The sequence below is a fragment of the Rhizobium sp. ERR 1071 genome (genome assembly GCF_007828675.1).
Lineage (GTDB): Bacteria > Pseudomonadota > Alphaproteobacteria > Rhizobiales > Rhizobiaceae > Rhizobium > Rhizobium dioscoreae.
Window position 1 is genome coordinate 266,308 of record NZ_VITM01000005.1, and the last position, 16,319, is coordinate 282,626.

A 16,319-nucleotide genomic window follows, 5' to 3' on the forward strand; every position below is an offset into this window, starting at 1 on the left:
TTGCTGTCCGTCTTCCAGTTTGGGAAGCATCAATCAATCGATCTGCCAACAAGCACGAGCTCCATCCATGACCAAAGGCTCCGATCTCCTGGTGGCCGCACTCGAAAACGAGGGTGTCGACCGTATCTTCGGTATTCCAGGCGAAGAAAATCTCGATGTTGTCGAGTCGATCCGCAAATCGTCCATTCAGCTGGTGCTGACCCGGCATGAGCAGGCCGCCGCGTTCATGGCCGCGACCTATGGTCGCCTGACCGGCAAGCCGGGCGTCTGCCTGACGACGCTGGGGCCAGGCGCCTTGAACCTTTCGACGGGCGCGGCATACGCGTTGCTCGGCGCCATGCCAATGGTGATGATCACCGGCCAGAAAGGGATACTTTCGTCCCGGCAGGCCCGGTTCCAGGTGGTAGACGTGGTGGCGTCGATGAAGCCGCTCACCAAGCTTGCCCGGCAGATCGTTTCGCCGCAGATGATCCCGACGATGGTCAGGGAGGCATTCCGGATCGCACAGGAGGAGCGGCCGGGACCGGTCCATCTCGAGCTTCCGGAGGACATCGCCGCCGAGGAATGCGCGCCGGTCGCTCTCGTCGCTCCGCATCAACTGGAGCTGCCGATCGCAAGCGACGCGGCCCTCGATCGCGCGGCCACCCTCATCACCGCGGCAAAACGCCCGCTGCTCATGCTCGGGGCGGCCGCTTCGCGTCCCCGGTCGACCTCTGATATCGCGCAGTTCGTCATCCGCACCGGCATCCCGTTCTTCACGACCCAGATGGGCAAGGGAACGGTCCCGGGCGGAACCGAGCTCTACATGGGCACGGCCGCACTGTCGGAGCGGGACTATGTCCACGAGGCGATCGAGCAGGCCGATCTCATTATCACCATCGGCCATGACACGATCGAGAAGCCGCCCTTCATCATGGGCAAGGGTGGTCCGAATGTCGTCCATGTCGGATATCAGCCGGCGACCGTCGAGCAGGTCTACTTTCCTCAGTCGGAGGTCATAGGCGACATTGGCCCATCGTTGAAGGCGCTGGCGGATCGCCTTGCGGGTAAACTGCCGAACGCGCAGGCCCTTCTTCATCTTAGGGAACGTATCCTCGAGCGCATCGCGGATCGGGCGACGGAAGATCGGTTCACGCCGCAGCGGCTGGTCCATGACATCCGGGAAGTCATGCCGCATGACGGCATCCTCGCGCTCGACAACGGCATGTACAAGATCTGGTTCGCCCGGAACTACCGGACGCGCATGGCGAACACGCTGCTGCTCGACAACGCCCTCGCAACAATGGGGGCCGGGCTCCCTTCGGCCATGGTCGCCTCGATGCTCTATCCCGAGCGGCGTGTCATGGCAGTCTGCGGGGATGGCGGCTTCATGATGAACTCGCAGGAGATCGAGACGGCCGTCCGGCTGAAACTGAACCTTGTCATTCTCGTCATCGAGGATGATGCCTATGGCATGATCCGCTGGAAGCAGGCGGTGGACGAGTTTCCGGACTTCGGAATGACGTTCGGCAACCCGGATTTCGTTAGATATGCCGAGTCCTATGGCGCCAAGGGGACGAGGGTCGACGACATCGGCCAGTTCAAGCAGGCGCTTGAAGATGCTTTTTCCGGCGGTGGTGTTCATCTCGTCAACGTCCCGGTCGATTATTCGGAAAACGAACGTGTGCTGGTGAAGGAATTGCGCGAACGGCTTCCCGCCATTCTGGAGGATCAAGATGACGCCTAAGCTGAAGGTCTATCAGGCATTCGATCGCGCGCTCATTGCCGAAATACCGGCCGATGATGCCGCTGTTCTCGAGCATAAGCTCGATGTCGCCGCGAAAGCCTATGCCGATCGTAGCGCCTGGCTGTCAGCGCATCGCAGGATGGCTATCCTCAGAAGGGTGTCCGAGCTTCTCTCGGAGAACCGTGACCGCTTCGCCATCATGATCGCCCGCGAAGGTGGCAAGCCGCTGACGGATGCGATCGTCGAGGTCACCCGCGGGATCGATGGTCTCCTCAACGCGGCGGACGAGCTGCGCAATTTTGGCGGCAAAGAAATCCCGATGGGCCTGACTGCCGCCAGCACCAACCGATGGGCTTTCACCACCAAGGAGCCGATCGGCGTCGTGGCGGCGATATCGGCGTTCAACCACCCCCTCAATCTCATCATCCACCAGATTGCGCCGGCTGTGGCCGTTGGCTGCCCCGTCATCGTCAAGCCGGCGGCAACCACACCGATTTCCTGCACCGAGATCGTCAAGCTGTTCTGGGAGGCGGGACTGGACGAGCGCTGGTGCCAGACCTTCATCACCGAGGACAATGCGCTTGCCGAGAGCCTTGCTGTGGATCAGCGCGTCGCCTTCCTGAGCTTCATCGGTTCGGCGAAGGTCGGCTGGTATTTGAAAAGCAAGCTGCCGCCAGGCACGAGATGTGCGCTGGAACATGGTGGAGCAGCCCCCGTCATCGTCGATCGCAGCGCCAGCATCGACGCGATCGTCGGGACGATCGTCAAAGGCGGATACTATCACGCGGGGCAGGTCTGCGTGTCGGTGCAGCGCCTCTTCGTGCACGATGATATCCTAGCCAACTTCACCGACGCCCTTGCCGCCAAGGTCGCAAGCCTGCGTGTCGGCGATCCTACGTTGAAGGAGACGGAGGTCGGGCCGCTGATCCTGCCGCGCGAGACGGAACGTGTCGCAAGTTGGATCAAGGAAGCGACCGATGCGGGAGCAAGGCAATTCGGGGGAGGGCGGCTGTCCGAGACCACGCTTCTGCCCTCCGTCCTGCTCGATCCGCCGGCGGACGCCAAGGTGTCGCGGCTCGAGGTGTTCGGACCGCTGACCTGTGTCTATGGCTATAGCGACATCGACGAGGCGATCCGTACAGCCAACTCGCTGCCCTACGCATTCCAGGCGAGCGTCTTTTCCACCGATATAGCCGTCGCGCTCAAGGCGGCAAGGCATCTCGACGCATCCGCGGTGCTCGTCAACGACCACACGGCGTTTCGAACCGACTGGATGCCTTTTGCCGGGCGCAGGCAGTCGGGATATGGTGTCGGGGGTATTCCCTGGACGATGGAGGAGATGGCCGACGACAAGATGGTGGTGTTCAACGGCGTCAGCTAGGTGAGCCTCGGCAAGCCTGATCCTCGGACCTCCCCCCTCACGCGATCTTTGCGGCCGGACAATTATTTCAGTCGGAAACGGAATTCGCCTGCCTTCAGCGTTGTCATTGAAGCCCTGCGACAATCCTAAAGGCAGAATCTCTCATATCCGACCCGATATCATCTGCGTGATGAGGGTGATGCGGTGAGACCGAAAAGCGGGTCTTATTCTGCCGTGGCGCTCGAGTTCCGCCAATCCGTGGAGCGCCGCCCAGAAAGTTTCGGTAGCGGTATCCCCATCCTTGAAGAATGGCGTGATCACGGTCGCCATGGCTCCAAAACCCTCACGGAGCTGTGCTGGCGTGTCGGATTTGGCGAAGCGGAGACCGGTCGGAAGGATAAACATCGCCTCGTACATTGCAGGCCGGGCGAAGGCGAAATCGAGATAGGCGGTCGCGACACTTTCCACCAATTCTCCGGGCGTGGACGATGGCCGGATCGCGGCACGCAGTATTGCCGCCAACTCACTAAAGCCCTCAAGCGCGACCGCGCCGACGATTTCGTCGCGATTTTGGAAATGCGAATAGAGAACGGGCTGGCTGTATTCTATCTCGTCGGCAAGACGCCGGATCGTGACCGAAGCCCAGCCGTCGCGTTCCGCGATCGTCCTTGCGGCAGCAACGATCCTGCGGCGTCGTTCGTCCTTTTCCCGGATCTTGCGTTCGCTGATGCCCACGTTGGCTCCCGTCTTCATTCGCGATTTCTCTGCCGGCGAAGCTATCAAAAAGAATGTCGATTGACAAACTAGCGTCGCTAGAATATGTGACGGCGCTATAAAAGTTTTCGCCGGTACGGATCGGCAGAGAAGAGAATATCGATGAATCTTCCAGTTCAAATTTTCACAGGCGCAACCGTGCCCGATACCGTTCTGGTCTGGCTCTCCGCAGGGGCGTTTCTCACTGGCGCCATCGTCAACATGAGTGGCCACCAAAAAATCCGCGCGGGCTTTGTACAGCTCGGATTTCCATTCTGGTGGTGCTGGGTTACGGCCGCGCTTGAGCTCTTGACGGCGGTGTTGTTGGTAACAGCCGGTATCCGATACATCGGAGTGGCATTGGGCGCTTGCATCATGCTCGCTGCAATTGCGGCCATTGTCCGCATCCGGAACTATAGAGAACTCCCACCGCCTGTGGTGTTCCTGTTGTTGCTGGTACTGGCCGGCGTCAGCGGTCATGTTTGAGCATCTCGCAGCAGATGAGTTCATCATGCCGAGAACCTCCGCGTAGCTGGCTGGATAAAACCATCTGTCGCCAGACGCTGGACGTCACCCGAACTCCCGCCATCAACTCTTCCGAAGGAAAGTGCCGTACGGAGCGAAATCGCCTTCGGACGGTGTAAAGCAACGGCCCCAAGGAGGCCAGACCATCATGTCACATCGCAAAGCCAATACAGTCGTCGTCTATCACTCCGGTTACGGTCACACCCAACGGATGGCTCAGGCCGTCGCGGAAGGGGCAGGAGGCGTGCTTTACGCCATTGACGCTGATGGCAATCTTTCAGATGAGGGATGGGCCGCGTTGGATGCCGCGGACGCCATCATTTTCGGGTCGCCAACCTACATGGGCGGCCCGAGCTGGCAGTTTAAGAAGTTTGCCGATACGTCCTCGAAGGCCTGGTTTGCCAACAAATGGCGGGACAAGGTATTCGGGGGCTTCACCAACAGCGCCAGTTTGAACGGCGACAAGCTCAACACCCTCGAATACTTCGTGCTTCTGGCGGGACAGCACGGCGGTCTTTGGGTCAGCCTGGGGATGAAGCCGGCAAATGTGAAGGCGTCGAAACGAGACGATGCGAACAGGATGGGATCATATATCGCGCCCATGGCGCAATCCGATGCCGACGCAGCCCCAAGTGAAATGTCGAGCGGCGATCTCGAAACCGCCCGCATCTACGGAGAGCGGGTGGCACGAGTTGCGCAGCGGTTAACAGCGGCTCAGGCAGCCTGATGCGAGCGCCAACTCTCGAGACTTGAACAGCTCTGGAGCGGATACTCTGATGGGCGCCGCCGGGCCCAGGAAGAGAAGGGAATGAAACTGAATGAGGTCCGCGATTTGCTGCGCAACGTCGAGGAGCAGATCGCGGCCGCAATCGGTGTACTGGATCGCACTCTCGCTCATGCGCCGACGGACGGAGGGCATCGTGGTTACTTCGCCGTCGGCAAGGTCATCGCTCCAGACGAATTGCTTGAGGAATGGTCGCATTCCATTCACGCAAGTCGGGCATCTGCCACGCATTCCCGATTGTTCATATACTCCTTGAGGCCAGTTGTCCGGCAGCCTGCTATCTTTAAACTCTGCCTGTTGAATTTGTCTTCAAGCAATTCGCCTGCGCGATACGATGCCCATCTCATGAATCTTGCAAATCAACACCGAACAGCTCCTGGTGCATGTGCTCGACTGCGATGCCGATGCCGCCGACCAGAGCCGCCCGATTGCCAAGCTGACTAATCTCGATGCGAGGTGGGTAAGGCGTACAACGTGGCAGATACCTGCGGATGGCTTCAACAAGTTCGGGGCGCGCGCCGATACCGCCGCCCATGATCACCAGCTCCGGATCGAGGGTCGCACCGATCGCGGCAATGGCAAGCGCAATCGATCGCGAAGTTTCCTCAATCACCGCAACAGCGGCCGGCTCGCCAGCCACCAGAGCCGAAAAAAGATCCGCGACCGTTGCGTCGCTCTGCCCACCATATCCGCAATAGCGCCGCACCATCGCCGCACTACCCACGGCGCTTTCAAGAGTACCAAGAGTAAAGCCGCCCGGATCAAACGGCTCTCCGCCGAGAGGCAGATAGGCGATCTCCCCGGCGGCACCGCGTGCGCCACGCATGAGGCTACCATTTGCAATAATGCCCATGCCGATACCGGTGCCTACGGCCACGAAGGCAAAATTATCCGATGTGGCGCCGTGCCCTCGCCATCGCTCTCCTTGCGCGGCAAGATTGACGTCGTTCTCAATGATGACCGGGATTGCCATCCGGTCGCTCAGGAGCCGGCGCAAGTCAATCGTTTCGACTCCGGGGATGTTCGGGGCGACATTGATATGTCCGGTGGTCGGATCAAGCACGCCTGGGGTCGCCAGCACTATGACGCGCAATTTGGAAAGATCGATGTCGGCGCTCCCGGCGAGGTCCTGTACAATGGCGTGGAATTGATCAACGAGATGAACCCCGCCGCGCGAGCTTGTCGGCACCTTGGTTTCAGCAACGATATTTCCAACCAGATCGCAGATGACAGCCGCGATTTTGGTTCCGCCTAGATCGATCGATGCAGCGAAACCGGCACTTGCATCGAGCTCGTAGGTTATTGCGGTTCGCCCCAGGCGCCCATCGGTGTATCCAGTCGGCTTCAACCAACCATTATTTTCGAGATTGCGAACGACGTCGGAAATCGTTTGCTTGGACAAGCCCGTTTGCTTGGCGATATCCGCGCGGGAAATAGGGCCTTTTGCAAGTATGGTCCGAATGACGGAATTTGTTGAAATTTTTCGCGCTATCGGTGTCTGGGTCGCATTTGGCATCAGTGCTGGCTCGGGTTCTGCCTCTAATTAGTTCGGGACCTTTTCCTAATTCATCCAACCTCGCGCGTGGCTGCGCTAGCTTCGGCTGGAATATCGCAAAATTCAAGTGAATCTCCGTGAGTTGGCTAAACAAAACCATTTAATTTGTCCATGTCATTGACAAATTAAGCGCCCAATTTGTAGACTTGCCCAATGGCTGAGCAAGTTGCGGAGGGGTAATGAAAGCGAGGTCAAAGGATGTGTAATCCCGCATTCGCCGAGGACTTCGTGACGCTCCATTCCGGCGAGTGTACTGGATATTGCAATCTGGATCTCACGCTTGATCCCATCTCTGACACCGCGCGTTGAAAGGTGCTGGATTTGCCATGATGACCCCCACATCCCAAGGCGAAATCACAACCAAGCACCCGGTCATTCTGCCGATCATGGCGCCTCGACTGCAGGCGGACGCGCATCCCGACGGGTATCTTGATCTCGCTCTTTGGGGAAGCGGCCGTCTTGGACGAATACGTTTTTCCAAACTTGCCGGACCTTACGTTTACGGTCCAAACAGGGTCACCGCCGAAGCAGGTGGCATCTTCGTCGCCCAGTCAAAGCCCATCCTTCTGATCCGCAATGCCCGCCTGGAAGGAATCCATCCGGCTCGTCGGGGTGCCTGGTGGCATGAGATCGATGAGGACAGTCAGCGAACCAAGATCATCAAACGCGATAGTCGCCGTATCGTCGTGAGTGGCTGGGGTGTGATGATCGTCGAGGTTGGCGACGGAGATATCCGCGTCGCGGCCGGGGCCTCGGAAGAGGAGGCTGAAGCCGCATTGAGCCTTGCCAGCGACGCTATCTTGGCAGAAGCGGCGAATTATGTCGCCCGGTGCGACGTCGCGCCCGATGCCGATCCCGTGATGCGCAGCATGGTGATTCAAGGCACGCATGCCGCGCTTTCCAGCATTCGACTGGACGAGAACGGTGTGTTCGCCGGCCTAGCCGCGGGTCAGGCCTATAGCGCGCCCGCGCGCACCTATTATCGCGATGGCTACTGGACGATGCAAATGCTGCTGAAGCTTGCGCCGGAGGCGGTACGCGATGAAATTCGACTTTTGGCCAAGGGAATTCAGCCTGATGGAGAGGCGCCAAGCGGCGTGATATTGACCGGACCGGCGCAATCTCGTGCCTGGCAGAACTTCGTTCTTGATGCCAAACAAAATCCCGAAAAATATCGTGGCAAGGCTGCTCCGGAGCATCACAATCGTCCAGGTGATTGGTGGAGCGATCATTTTGACAGCCCGCTTTTCTTCATCCTCTTTCTCGTCGATTATGTGGACGCGACCGGGGATACGGCGGAAGCATTGCGGCACTGGCCGCTTGTCACCGCAATCGTTGAACGATACCTGGCCCTCGCAGGCCCTGGCAGCGTATTGCCACTCAAGCCGCGAAACGACAGGGACTGGGCGGACAATGTCTACCGGGAAGGTCTCGTATCCTACAATCTCGGCCTTTTCGTCGGTGCACTGGATGCGGTGGCTAAACTGGGAGCCGGGCATGATCCCACATTGGCGCGGAAGGCAAGCGAAATAGCGCTGTCCGCTCGCGCCGAAATCGAGGACAAGCTTTTTGTCCCGAGCAGGAACGGTTACGCCGATTTCGTCACTCCTGATGGATTTGTCGAGGATCATCTCGTGCTCGACAGTCTGACACTCTCCCGTTATGGGGCGATTTCGCGAACGCGCGCCATTGGTCTCCTGAAGGCGATGGAAGGAGCTCTGGAGGCTCGAAACAATACGAAACAGCCCTATGGTGATTGGGGCGTCCTTTGCGCGTTTCCACCATTTAAACGGGCAAGTGATGTAAGATCGAAGACCGCGTTCCCCTTTCGCTATCATAATGGATCGGATTGGCCCTATTGGGACGGCGTCTATGCGGAAGAAAGAATACGCCACGGTCTCGGTGGAGCGCGTTATGCGCTTATACGCTGGTGGGAAACCTGCCTCGCAAATGGATGGGCCGGTGCGGTCGAATATTTCTCGCCGCCATACGGACGCGGTTCCCTTCTGCAGGGATGGAGTGCGATGCCGGCGGCTGTTGTTCTTAAATATGGCCTAGAGGCTGCGAACGCGGAGAATAGGTAATGAGCGGATGGGCCGGATTTTCCTTAGACTACCGGCTTGTCCAATCTCATGACGAAGGCGAGGTGACCGTTTTGGCTGAGTTCTTCGAAACCGAGATGCCGGTAAAATCCCTTGGCGCGCTCGTTCGCGGGGCTGACACCAAGATGGACGCCAGGTGCGCCATACGCCGTGAGGGCTTCGAGCATGGTCTTGATCATCAGCCGTCCCCATCCGCCCGATTGGGCTTCAGGCAGAATATTGATGTGAAGATGCGCGGGGTAGGTCTCTTCAAGGCCCGGCGTGCCGCTGTGAGGACTGGCTATTCGCTCCAGAACATCGGCGTCTTTTTCCGTCTTGGGTATCAGACCGGCGATCTCCCGGCGAACAACCGGCCACCAATCTCTGCGGAGCACTGTGTCAAAGCCGGCGGTATCCGGCGTACCGACAACATAGCCGACCACCCGATCCTGCCTGGCAAGAACGAACGCAAAATTCGGAGCGAATTTGAGATAAGGCACGGCCCATACGTAGCCGGGAAGGCGCGGATTGCTGTAAAGCGCACTCGCGTCGGCCCCGGCGTCAGCCGTGACCAGGCAAATGTGAAAGAGGGCGTCAACGTCGTCCTCAGCGGCCGGACGGATGAAATAATCGTCGATCTTGGGAGGCATGGCATCATCGATCTGCTGGCCGCTGCTCGGTGAGAACTGACGTCACGCGGCGGTAAAACTGGGAAGTTTGAGGGACTGCATCTGAGGGCTAAACCCGCAGATTTTGGAAAAGAATAAGGAAATTCGTCGGTCCAGTAAAGGCCCGACAATGCAAGACATTCGGCGCGTCTTAGCAAGATCAGCCGGTTGGAATCGATAGAAACTGCCAAAACGCAGCTAGAGGGAACCAATCAATGTTTAGCGATTTCATCTCCACCAATGCAGCATCCATTCTGAAGAAGACAGGAATTTTGGCCGCATCCGTCTTCATTGGCATCGGCATGTCGACAACCGTCTTTGCCGAGACGCTCACGGTTTGGGACGACCACGATTCTGAGTCGAGAGCCGCCGTGATGACCGAACTCAACGCCAATTTCCAGAAGGCGCATCCCGACGTTAAGCTTGATCACACCGTACGCGATTTCCAGGACCTCAATCTCACGCTTAAGCTCGCCGTTTCGTCTGGCGATGGTCCGGTGGTGACTAAGGTCAACCAGGGAGCCGGCGCGATGGGCGCGATGGTGAAGGAAAACCTTCTCGTTCCTGTCGATAACTACCTCAAGAAATATGGATGGGATAAAAACCAATCCGATAGTCTCCTGGCGCGTGACCGCTGGTCGAGCAAGGGCGAGTTCGGTGTTGGTGAGACCTATGGCATCTCGTCGCTCGCCGAAATCGTCGGCCTCTATTACAATGAAAAGGTTCTGAAAGCAGCTGGCGTCGAACTTCCGATCAAGAACTTCGACGATTTCCTTGCCGCCCTCGATAAGGTCAAGGCGGCAGGCAGCGCACCGCTGACAATCGGTACAGCCAAGGGCCATCTGGCGCTCCATATGTTGGCCGGGATCAGCCAGGCGCATATCGATGCTTCGGATCGAAAGGCGCTCGATGACCTGATCTATGGCCGCGGCGGCACATGGAATACGCCTGGCAATCTGGAATCGGTGAAACTTGTGCAGAAATGGGCAACAAACGGCTATTTCTCCGATGGTTACCAGGGTATCTCGGGCGATGATGCCGTTCAGCTTTTTGTCGCCGGCCAAGGGGCCTTCCTGATTTCGGGCACCTGGTACTTCGGCGATATGCAGAACAATCCCGATATCCATTTCATGTCCATCCCGGCGCCCGCCGGTATCAAGCATCCGCTTTCGGTTGGCGGCGTCGACCTTGCCTGGGCGATCACCAGCCTGGCCAAGAGCGACAAAATGAAGGACCTCGCCGGCGAGTACATCAACTACATGGTCTCCAAGGACGCATCCGTGACCTGGGCCCGCGCCGGCTATCTGCCCGCCACCCCTGTTCCGGCAGACGCCGGGGTTAACGCGTCCCCGCTCCTGAAGGAGGGCATCGCGATCTGGAAATCATTGAACGATGACAATGCACTCGGGCATTATCCCGATTGGGCGAGCCCAACCATGCTCAAGACGTTTGATGAAAACACGCCCCTGCTGCTTGCGAACAAGGAAACGCCTGAAGAGCTGATCGCCAAGCTCGACGCGGACTACGCCGCCTACATGAAGAGCAAGTGATTGCCGGCGAACAAGCCAATCCCGCCGCGCTACTCGATCGAAGAAAGGCAGCGGCGGGAAACTTCGGTACGTCTATCCTGATCACGGCCAGAGCGGCGCCATTCGACCTCTGGCATATCCACGAGATGGTGCATGAAACGCTCACCACTTGACGCGAAGGCCAGTAGAAATCTCATCTACATTCTGCCTGGCTTGCTGCTCTATTTTGCTCTCATTCTTGGTCCTATTGTCGCGGCAATCGGTATCAGTTTCACTGAATGGAATGGGATCAGCCCGCCCAATTGGATCGGTCTTGGCAATTATGTAAAATTGTTTTCAGATGAAACTTTCTATGTTGCATTGAAAAACAATGCTCTCTTCATGGTATTTTACTGTGTCATCCCGATTGTCGTTGGTCTGTCACTTGCCGCGATGGTTTGGACGTTTAGGCAGCGGGAGCAGTTCGCGCTGCGGACACTGCTATTCCTACCCTATATCATGCCCACCGCCGTGCTTGGCATCATTTGGCACTGGCTTTACAATCCCGCTTTTGGTCCGATCAACCAGGCGTTAAAGCTGGTTGGCCTGGGTTCCATCGCTCTGCCCTGGCTCGGCGATTTCACGTTTGTCCTACCAGCGGTCGGCATTGTTGCGAGCTGGTATTTCTTCGGTTTCTGCATGGTGCTGTTTCTCTCCGGCATCCAGCGGATCGATCCTGCGCTGTTTGAAGCGGCGCGAGTCGATGGTGCCAGCGGAAGTAGGATATTCTTCTTCATTACACTGCCGCTCCTGCTGCCGGAAATACGCATCGCGCTCCTTCTCACGATCATTTCCTCGATCAAGAGTTTTGATCTGATCTTTACGATGACTCGAGGCGGTCCGGCCAACGCCACACTTGTTCCCAACATTTATATGTATGAGCTTGGATTTCAACTGAATCGTTATGGATATGCTTCAGCCGTTGCCATCATCGGTGCGATTCTCGTCTTTACTATCAACTATGCCGTTCACCGGCTGGTGCGCCCTGTGAATGAAGGGAGTGCAACGTGAGCAGAGATTTTCATACGATAGGTGCGGTGCTACCCTCACGTATCATTCTTTGGCTGTTCGCGGTCTTGGCGATTGTTCCCTTTGCCCTTCTGATACTTACGTCTCTGAAGAGCCGTGCCGATCTGATACAAGGCGCATTCGTATTGCCAGCCTATCCGCATTTCGAGAACTATGCAAATGCTTGGATCGATGGCCGGTTTAATGTCTATTTCCTGAATTCCGTCATGATTGTTTTCCCTGTTGTCGTGGTTAGCATCATACTTGGCACGCTGACGGGATTCGGATTCGCGTTCCTGACCTTTCCGTTCAGGCGCACCATTTTCGTCCTTTTAACTGTTGGAATGATGGTGCCGACCGAAGCCTTCATTATTCCACTCTACTATGAAATGCGCTATGTCGGCCTCATAAACACCTATGCTGCGCTGATCCTTCCCCAAATTGCCATGTCTCTGCCTTTCGCCACCATGTTCATGGCTAGCGCGATGCAACAACTGCCATCGGAAATCATAGAAGCAGCGGTTCTCGATGGAGCATCCAGAAGATATATTCTTTCAAAGGTTATCGTACCTTTGATGCTGCCGTCGATGTCCACACTGGCATTGTTCCTGTTTATTTGGACATGGAACGAGTTTCTTATTCCGCTTGTTCTCGTCAATGACGATAACTACCGAACCCTGCCAATTGGTATGTTATTTTTCCAGGGACGTTATACGGTCAATACGCCTGTGTTGACGGCGGGCGCTGTCATCGTTATCGGACCGCTCATTCTTGCCTATATGTTCTTCCAACGGAAACTCATCACAGGCCTGACGGCTGGAGCGACGAAGTAAAATCACCTTGCTCTCGATTGAAAAGATCGGTCGCGCGCTCGGGCGCCATGAAGCAATGGGAATCTTCTTTCGCCGATCATCGCGCCATTCCCGCGCCGAACGCGGCCATGCAATTATTGGATCCCCTAATCGCTTTGCCGGTTGAGATGACGCGCAAATCCGGTTATCTGCCTGTCCGTCCAATTCGCGAATAGTAAGGTCCCGGCCGTATGGCTCCCAATTTCCTCGTCACCCATTCCGGCGGCTTCCATGCCGACGAAGTGTTGTCCAGCGTCATTCTCACGCGGCTTTTCCCTGATGCCCGCCTGGTTCGCAGCAGGACGCCGGAATGGATCACGCCCGGTGTCGATCGCATCGTCTATGATGTCGGCGGCGCTTATGATGCGACTGCCGGGATTTTCGATCATCACCAGCGCGGCGCACCGCGACGCGACGATGATCAGCCCTTCAGTTCGTTCGGGTTGATCTGGAAACATTTCGGTCGCGATTACCTGACAGCCCTCTTGGTCCCAAGCAGCTTTGTCGAAACCGTGCATGCGGCTTTCGATGCCGGCTTCGTCCTGCCGATCGACTTGGTCGACAATGGTGCGCTCAGCCCGGATAGCGCCGGCCTGCTGGCTGGGTTGACCCTGCCGTCGTTGCTCGAAACATTGAAGCCCGTCTTCGACGACGCGGATCCGGAGGCGACCGATCGGGCATTCCACGCCGCCGTTGCGATCGCCAGCAATTTCGTCGAAGCGAAGATTGCCGGGCTCCATGCGAAACTGCGTGCCGAAACTCTGGTGCTGCAGGCGATTGCGTCCGCCGGCGATAGCCGTGTTCTCGAACTGCCGATGGGCATGCCATTTCGTTCGGCGATCGTCAAGGCGGGTGCCGATCATGTCCTGTTCGTGGTCCATCCGCGCGAGGCCGACTGGTGCCTGACGGGAATTCGCCGCGCGGAGGAAGGATTCGAACTGCGAGCCGATCTTCCGGCCACCTGGGCGGGATTGAGCGGTCGCGACCTGGAAGTGGCGACCGGCATTGAGGGCGCAAGTTTCTGCCACAACGGCCGCTTTATCGCCGCCGCCAAAACGCGAGAGGCGGCGCTCGCTCTCGCCAGGTTGGCGGTGAATGACGCGGGGCAAGGAGCCGGTTGACCATCGGCTCGAGGCCGAGCGCAATCGCCGTTTCACGGGGCAACTCCGGCTTGAGCATTGAGCGGATCGGCATACGGAGGCCACTCATTTTGCAACCAGAACCGGATTGCTCTTGAACTCGTACGCTGTTCAGATCGACTGAAAATACTTCCAGCTGAAATTATTTGGGGATGATCCCTCGTCACCGTTGCTCCCATGAGCATGCATTGGCACGATCACGACACCAAAAAGGAGGCTTGTCATGCGCTTATCCGCCCCGCCGATGTCGAAAGAACGACTTGCGCAGTTGCTCGCGGGTTTTTTGCCGGATACCAAGCAGCAAGTGGGCCAAACCGGTATGCGGAGCCAGGACGGTGGAAAAGTGATATGTGAGGAAGCCTCGCCCGGCGGAACTAATTCGCAGTAGCTTGAGATCGCGCTCGAAGCGTTGGTAGGGAAACGTGCGGACGCGGTAGAAAGGGCGCATCGAAGTGATAGTCAACAATTTGGCCCATCCGGCAGGCCGTAAACCGCGGCGGGCTGGCTCACACCCTTCAGCGTGAAAATCCCGAGCCGTTCAAATCCGTCTTGGACCTGCGAGGCGAATAGTTCGGAGGCCAACACGCTGCGTTGGACCGTATCGCACAACTTTTCCATCCGGGCCGCCTCGTTGACAGCTCTGCCGATTGCCGTGAAATCAAGTCTGCGGGCAGCTCCGACGTTTCCGTAGAATACGTCTCCGATATGCAGAACCATATCGACGAGGAGCTGTGGTTCCTCGGAAACCATGCGTGCCCGGTTGACCGCCGCATTCGCCTCGATTGCCATCTTCGCCGCGGACAGGGCCCTTTCACACGCGTTGGCCGGATCTTCAATATCGGTCGGGAAGATTGCAAGCAGGCTATCGCCCATGAATTTGAGGATCTCACCGCCGAATTGCTCGACTGGCCCGCCGATCGCGTCGAAATGCTCGTTCAGCCAACCGACGATACGCTCGGGCGGAAAACCTTCGTTTAGCGCCGTGAAATTCTTCAGGTCCGCAAGCAGGATGGCGGCATGGATGGCATCACCATTGCCGCGTTGTGTCTGGCCGCGGAGAATGCGGCCGCTCGTGCGGGCTCCGGTATAAACGGCGAGCATGTCTGTCGCCACACGCATCGCCGCGATGCGGCAGCATGCGAGGGCGAGGGCCGGTAGAAATTCATCCAGGGCGGCAATCTGGTCGTCGGAGAACCCCTTCGGGTTATCGACGGCCAAGGAGAAGCCGATACCGCCCAGTGCGGTTCCCCCGGGAAACCGGGCAAGTTTTACCAGGTAATCGGTTGCCCCAAGATCGGAGAGTTCGTTTAGCAGCGGGAACCCGGCTGCGTCACCGCAGGGCGGCAGTCTCCAGCGCCCAACATCCAGCTCTCGTGAAAGAAGATATGAAATAGGCGAGCGGCGAAACATCGCGTCACCCGCTTCGCCGTGCTCTTGTATTTCGAGAGAGATGCTCGACGACCGCGACCAGGAAATAGAAGAGCCCTTTTGAAGTGGATCGATGGACGGCATGGCTATGGACGCCCTAACGAGTGGATAGTCGAGCCTGGTCAGCCGTTCTGAAACTCCGGTCAGGATCTCTTCGATGCTGTCGCTGGTCAGGCCCATGGCTATGATCCAGTCGACCAACTCCCGCGTCTGCGTCACTTCGTAAGCTCCTCCGAACGGCAAAGTTTGAGAAGATCGTCGACCGAGTTTGGTGCTCCGGTCCAAATCAATGGCAGCCTAGCATGGAAACTGGCGAAAGTACCTTGTGTGCGCACCAGCGGGGTGGGGGGCATGAACAAGATCCGCCAATAGGCGCGCGGGTGCAGGTAGTCGTCGACGTGTGGGATGCTGCCGAAGAGCTGCGGGGGTAGGTGCCAACCGTCAGCATATCATTGAAATGCCTGCTGGCAGAAACAAGTGTGGCAAACTGGCGACACGTGTCTATCACTAAGCAAAAAGCCGTAATTTCCTAAGAATAGTCCATAGTTTTCTAAAATACCGCCGCCTCGAATGCAGCCATCCTCGCCGTGGTAACCATTCGGTGCGCTATGGACATTCAATTCTCAGGTTTTGAAATTTTTGCTCCGAAAATAGAGATGGCCTGGACTGTCCTGCAACGGCCAGATGCCCGCCGCCCCCGCGCGGGGACGGAGCTCCCTTCCGATCACATGCATGCTGGACTGCATCCCGCTCCGACGCCGCCGCCGCCCGGAGACACGGATATCACTGCAGATCGAAAGCCAGGCATCTGGATGGGACGCGTACACCAAGAATTGCGAAATTTCGCCGACGGCGCAGGCTTGGATACCGACC

At 57.7% G+C, this 16,319-nt stretch carries 13 protein-coding genes; 9 read left to right on the forward strand and 4 right to left on the reverse strand.

Going from position 1 to position 16,319, the window contains the following annotated elements; all coding sequences use genetic code 11:
* Window positions 1-67 precede the first annotated feature (67 nt).
* Window positions 68-1,726 (forward strand): acetolactate synthase large subunit, encoded by a 1,659-nt coding sequence (locus FBZ99_RS19530; protein ID WP_145634375.1) that lies wholly within the window; start codon window positions 68-70, stop codon window positions 1,724-1,726.
* Window positions 1,716-3,107: an aldehyde dehydrogenase family protein gene (locus tag FBZ99_RS19535; RefSeq protein WP_145634377.1), complete on the forward strand. Its 1,392-nt coding sequence runs from the start codon at window positions 1,716-1,718 to the stop codon at window positions 3,105-3,107. The genes FBZ99_RS19530 and FBZ99_RS19535 overlap by 11 nt, the downstream gene beginning before the upstream one ends.
* Before the next feature lie 141 nt (window positions 3,108-3,248).
* On the opposite strand, the gene FBZ99_RS19540 is transcribed toward FBZ99_RS19535, so the two are convergent.
* Window positions 3,249-3,821: a TetR/AcrR family transcriptional regulator gene (locus tag FBZ99_RS19540; RefSeq protein ID WP_113353566.1), complete on the reverse strand. Its 573-nt coding sequence runs from the start codon at window positions 3,819-3,821 to the stop codon at window positions 3,249-3,251.
* Between the two features lie 141 nt (window positions 3,822-3,962).
* Between FBZ99_RS19540 and FBZ99_RS19545 the strand changes: the two genes are divergently transcribed.
* The gene (locus FBZ99_RS19545) at window positions 3,963-4,325 is read left to right on the forward strand and encodes a DoxX family protein (protein ID WP_145634379.1); all 363 of its coding nucleotides are present in this window, start codon (window positions 3,963-3,965) and stop codon (window positions 4,323-4,325) included.
* 187 nt (window positions 4,326-4,512) lie between these two features.
* Window positions 4,513-5,091 carry a flavodoxin family protein gene (locus tag FBZ99_RS19550; RefSeq protein ID WP_162748836.1) on the forward strand — a complete coding sequence of 193 codons (579 nt, stop codon included), beginning with the start codon at window positions 4,513-4,515 and terminating at the stop codon, window positions 5,089-5,091.
* Window positions 5,092-5,491: 400 nt separating this feature from the next.
* Here FBZ99_RS19550 and FBZ99_RS19555 read toward each other — a convergent pair whose 3' ends face one another.
* Window positions 5,492-6,664 (reverse strand): ROK family transcriptional regulator, encoded by a 1,173-nt coding sequence (locus FBZ99_RS19555; protein WP_145321418.1) that lies wholly within the window; start codon window positions 6,662-6,664, stop codon window positions 5,492-5,494.
* A gap of 368 nt (window positions 6,665-7,032) precedes the next feature.
* Between FBZ99_RS19555 and FBZ99_RS19560 the strand changes: the two genes are divergently transcribed.
* Window positions 7,033-8,787, forward strand: a complete 1,755-nt coding sequence (locus FBZ99_RS19560; protein WP_442966497.1) for a glycogen debranching protein — start codon at window positions 7,033-7,035, stop codon at window positions 8,785-8,787.
* A 23-nt stretch (window positions 8,788-8,810) separates the two neighbouring features.
* On the opposite strand, the gene FBZ99_RS19565 is transcribed toward FBZ99_RS19560, so the two are convergent.
* Window positions 8,811-9,434: a GNAT family N-acetyltransferase gene (locus FBZ99_RS19565; protein ID WP_145634384.1), complete on the reverse strand. Its 624-nt coding sequence runs from the start codon at window positions 9,432-9,434 to the stop codon at window positions 8,811-8,813.
* A gap of 233 nt (window positions 9,435-9,667) precedes the next feature.
* Between FBZ99_RS19565 and FBZ99_RS19570 the strand changes: the two genes are divergently transcribed.
* The 4 genes from FBZ99_RS19570 to FBZ99_RS19585 all read left to right on the forward strand — a co-directional run bounded on the left by FBZ99_RS19570 (window position 9,668) and on the right by FBZ99_RS19585 (window position 14,000).
* The gene (locus FBZ99_RS19570; RefSeq protein ID WP_145634386.1) at window positions 9,668-11,002 is read left to right on the forward strand and encodes an extracellular solute-binding protein; all 1,335 of its coding nucleotides are present in this window, start codon (window positions 9,668-9,670) and stop codon (window positions 11,000-11,002) included.
* Between the two features lie 132 nt (window positions 11,003-11,134).
* Window positions 11,135-12,031, forward strand: coding sequence for a carbohydrate ABC transporter permease (locus tag FBZ99_RS19575; protein ID WP_145634388.1), 897 nt, complete (start codon window positions 11,135-11,137; stop codon window positions 12,029-12,031).
* On the forward strand, window positions 12,028-12,861 hold the full coding sequence (locus FBZ99_RS19580; protein WP_113331154.1) for a carbohydrate ABC transporter permease: 834 nt from the start codon (window positions 12,028-12,030) through the stop codon (window positions 12,859-12,861). Before FBZ99_RS19575 ends, FBZ99_RS19580 begins: the two co-directional genes overlap by 4 nt.
* Before the next feature lie 209 nt (window positions 12,862-13,070).
* A complete protein-coding gene (locus FBZ99_RS19585; RefSeq protein WP_145634389.1) occupies window positions 13,071-14,000 on the forward strand; it encodes an MYG1 family protein in 930 nt (309 codons plus the stop codon).
* 477 nt (window positions 14,001-14,477) lie between these two features.
* Here the strand turns inward: FBZ99_RS19585 and FBZ99_RS19590 are convergent, their stop codons facing one another.
* Window positions 14,478-15,665, reverse strand: coding sequence for an adenylate/guanylate cyclase domain-containing protein (locus FBZ99_RS19590; RefSeq protein ID WP_145634391.1), 1,188 nt, complete (start codon window positions 15,663-15,665; stop codon window positions 14,478-14,480).
* Window positions 15,666-16,319: the final 654 nt, after the last annotated feature.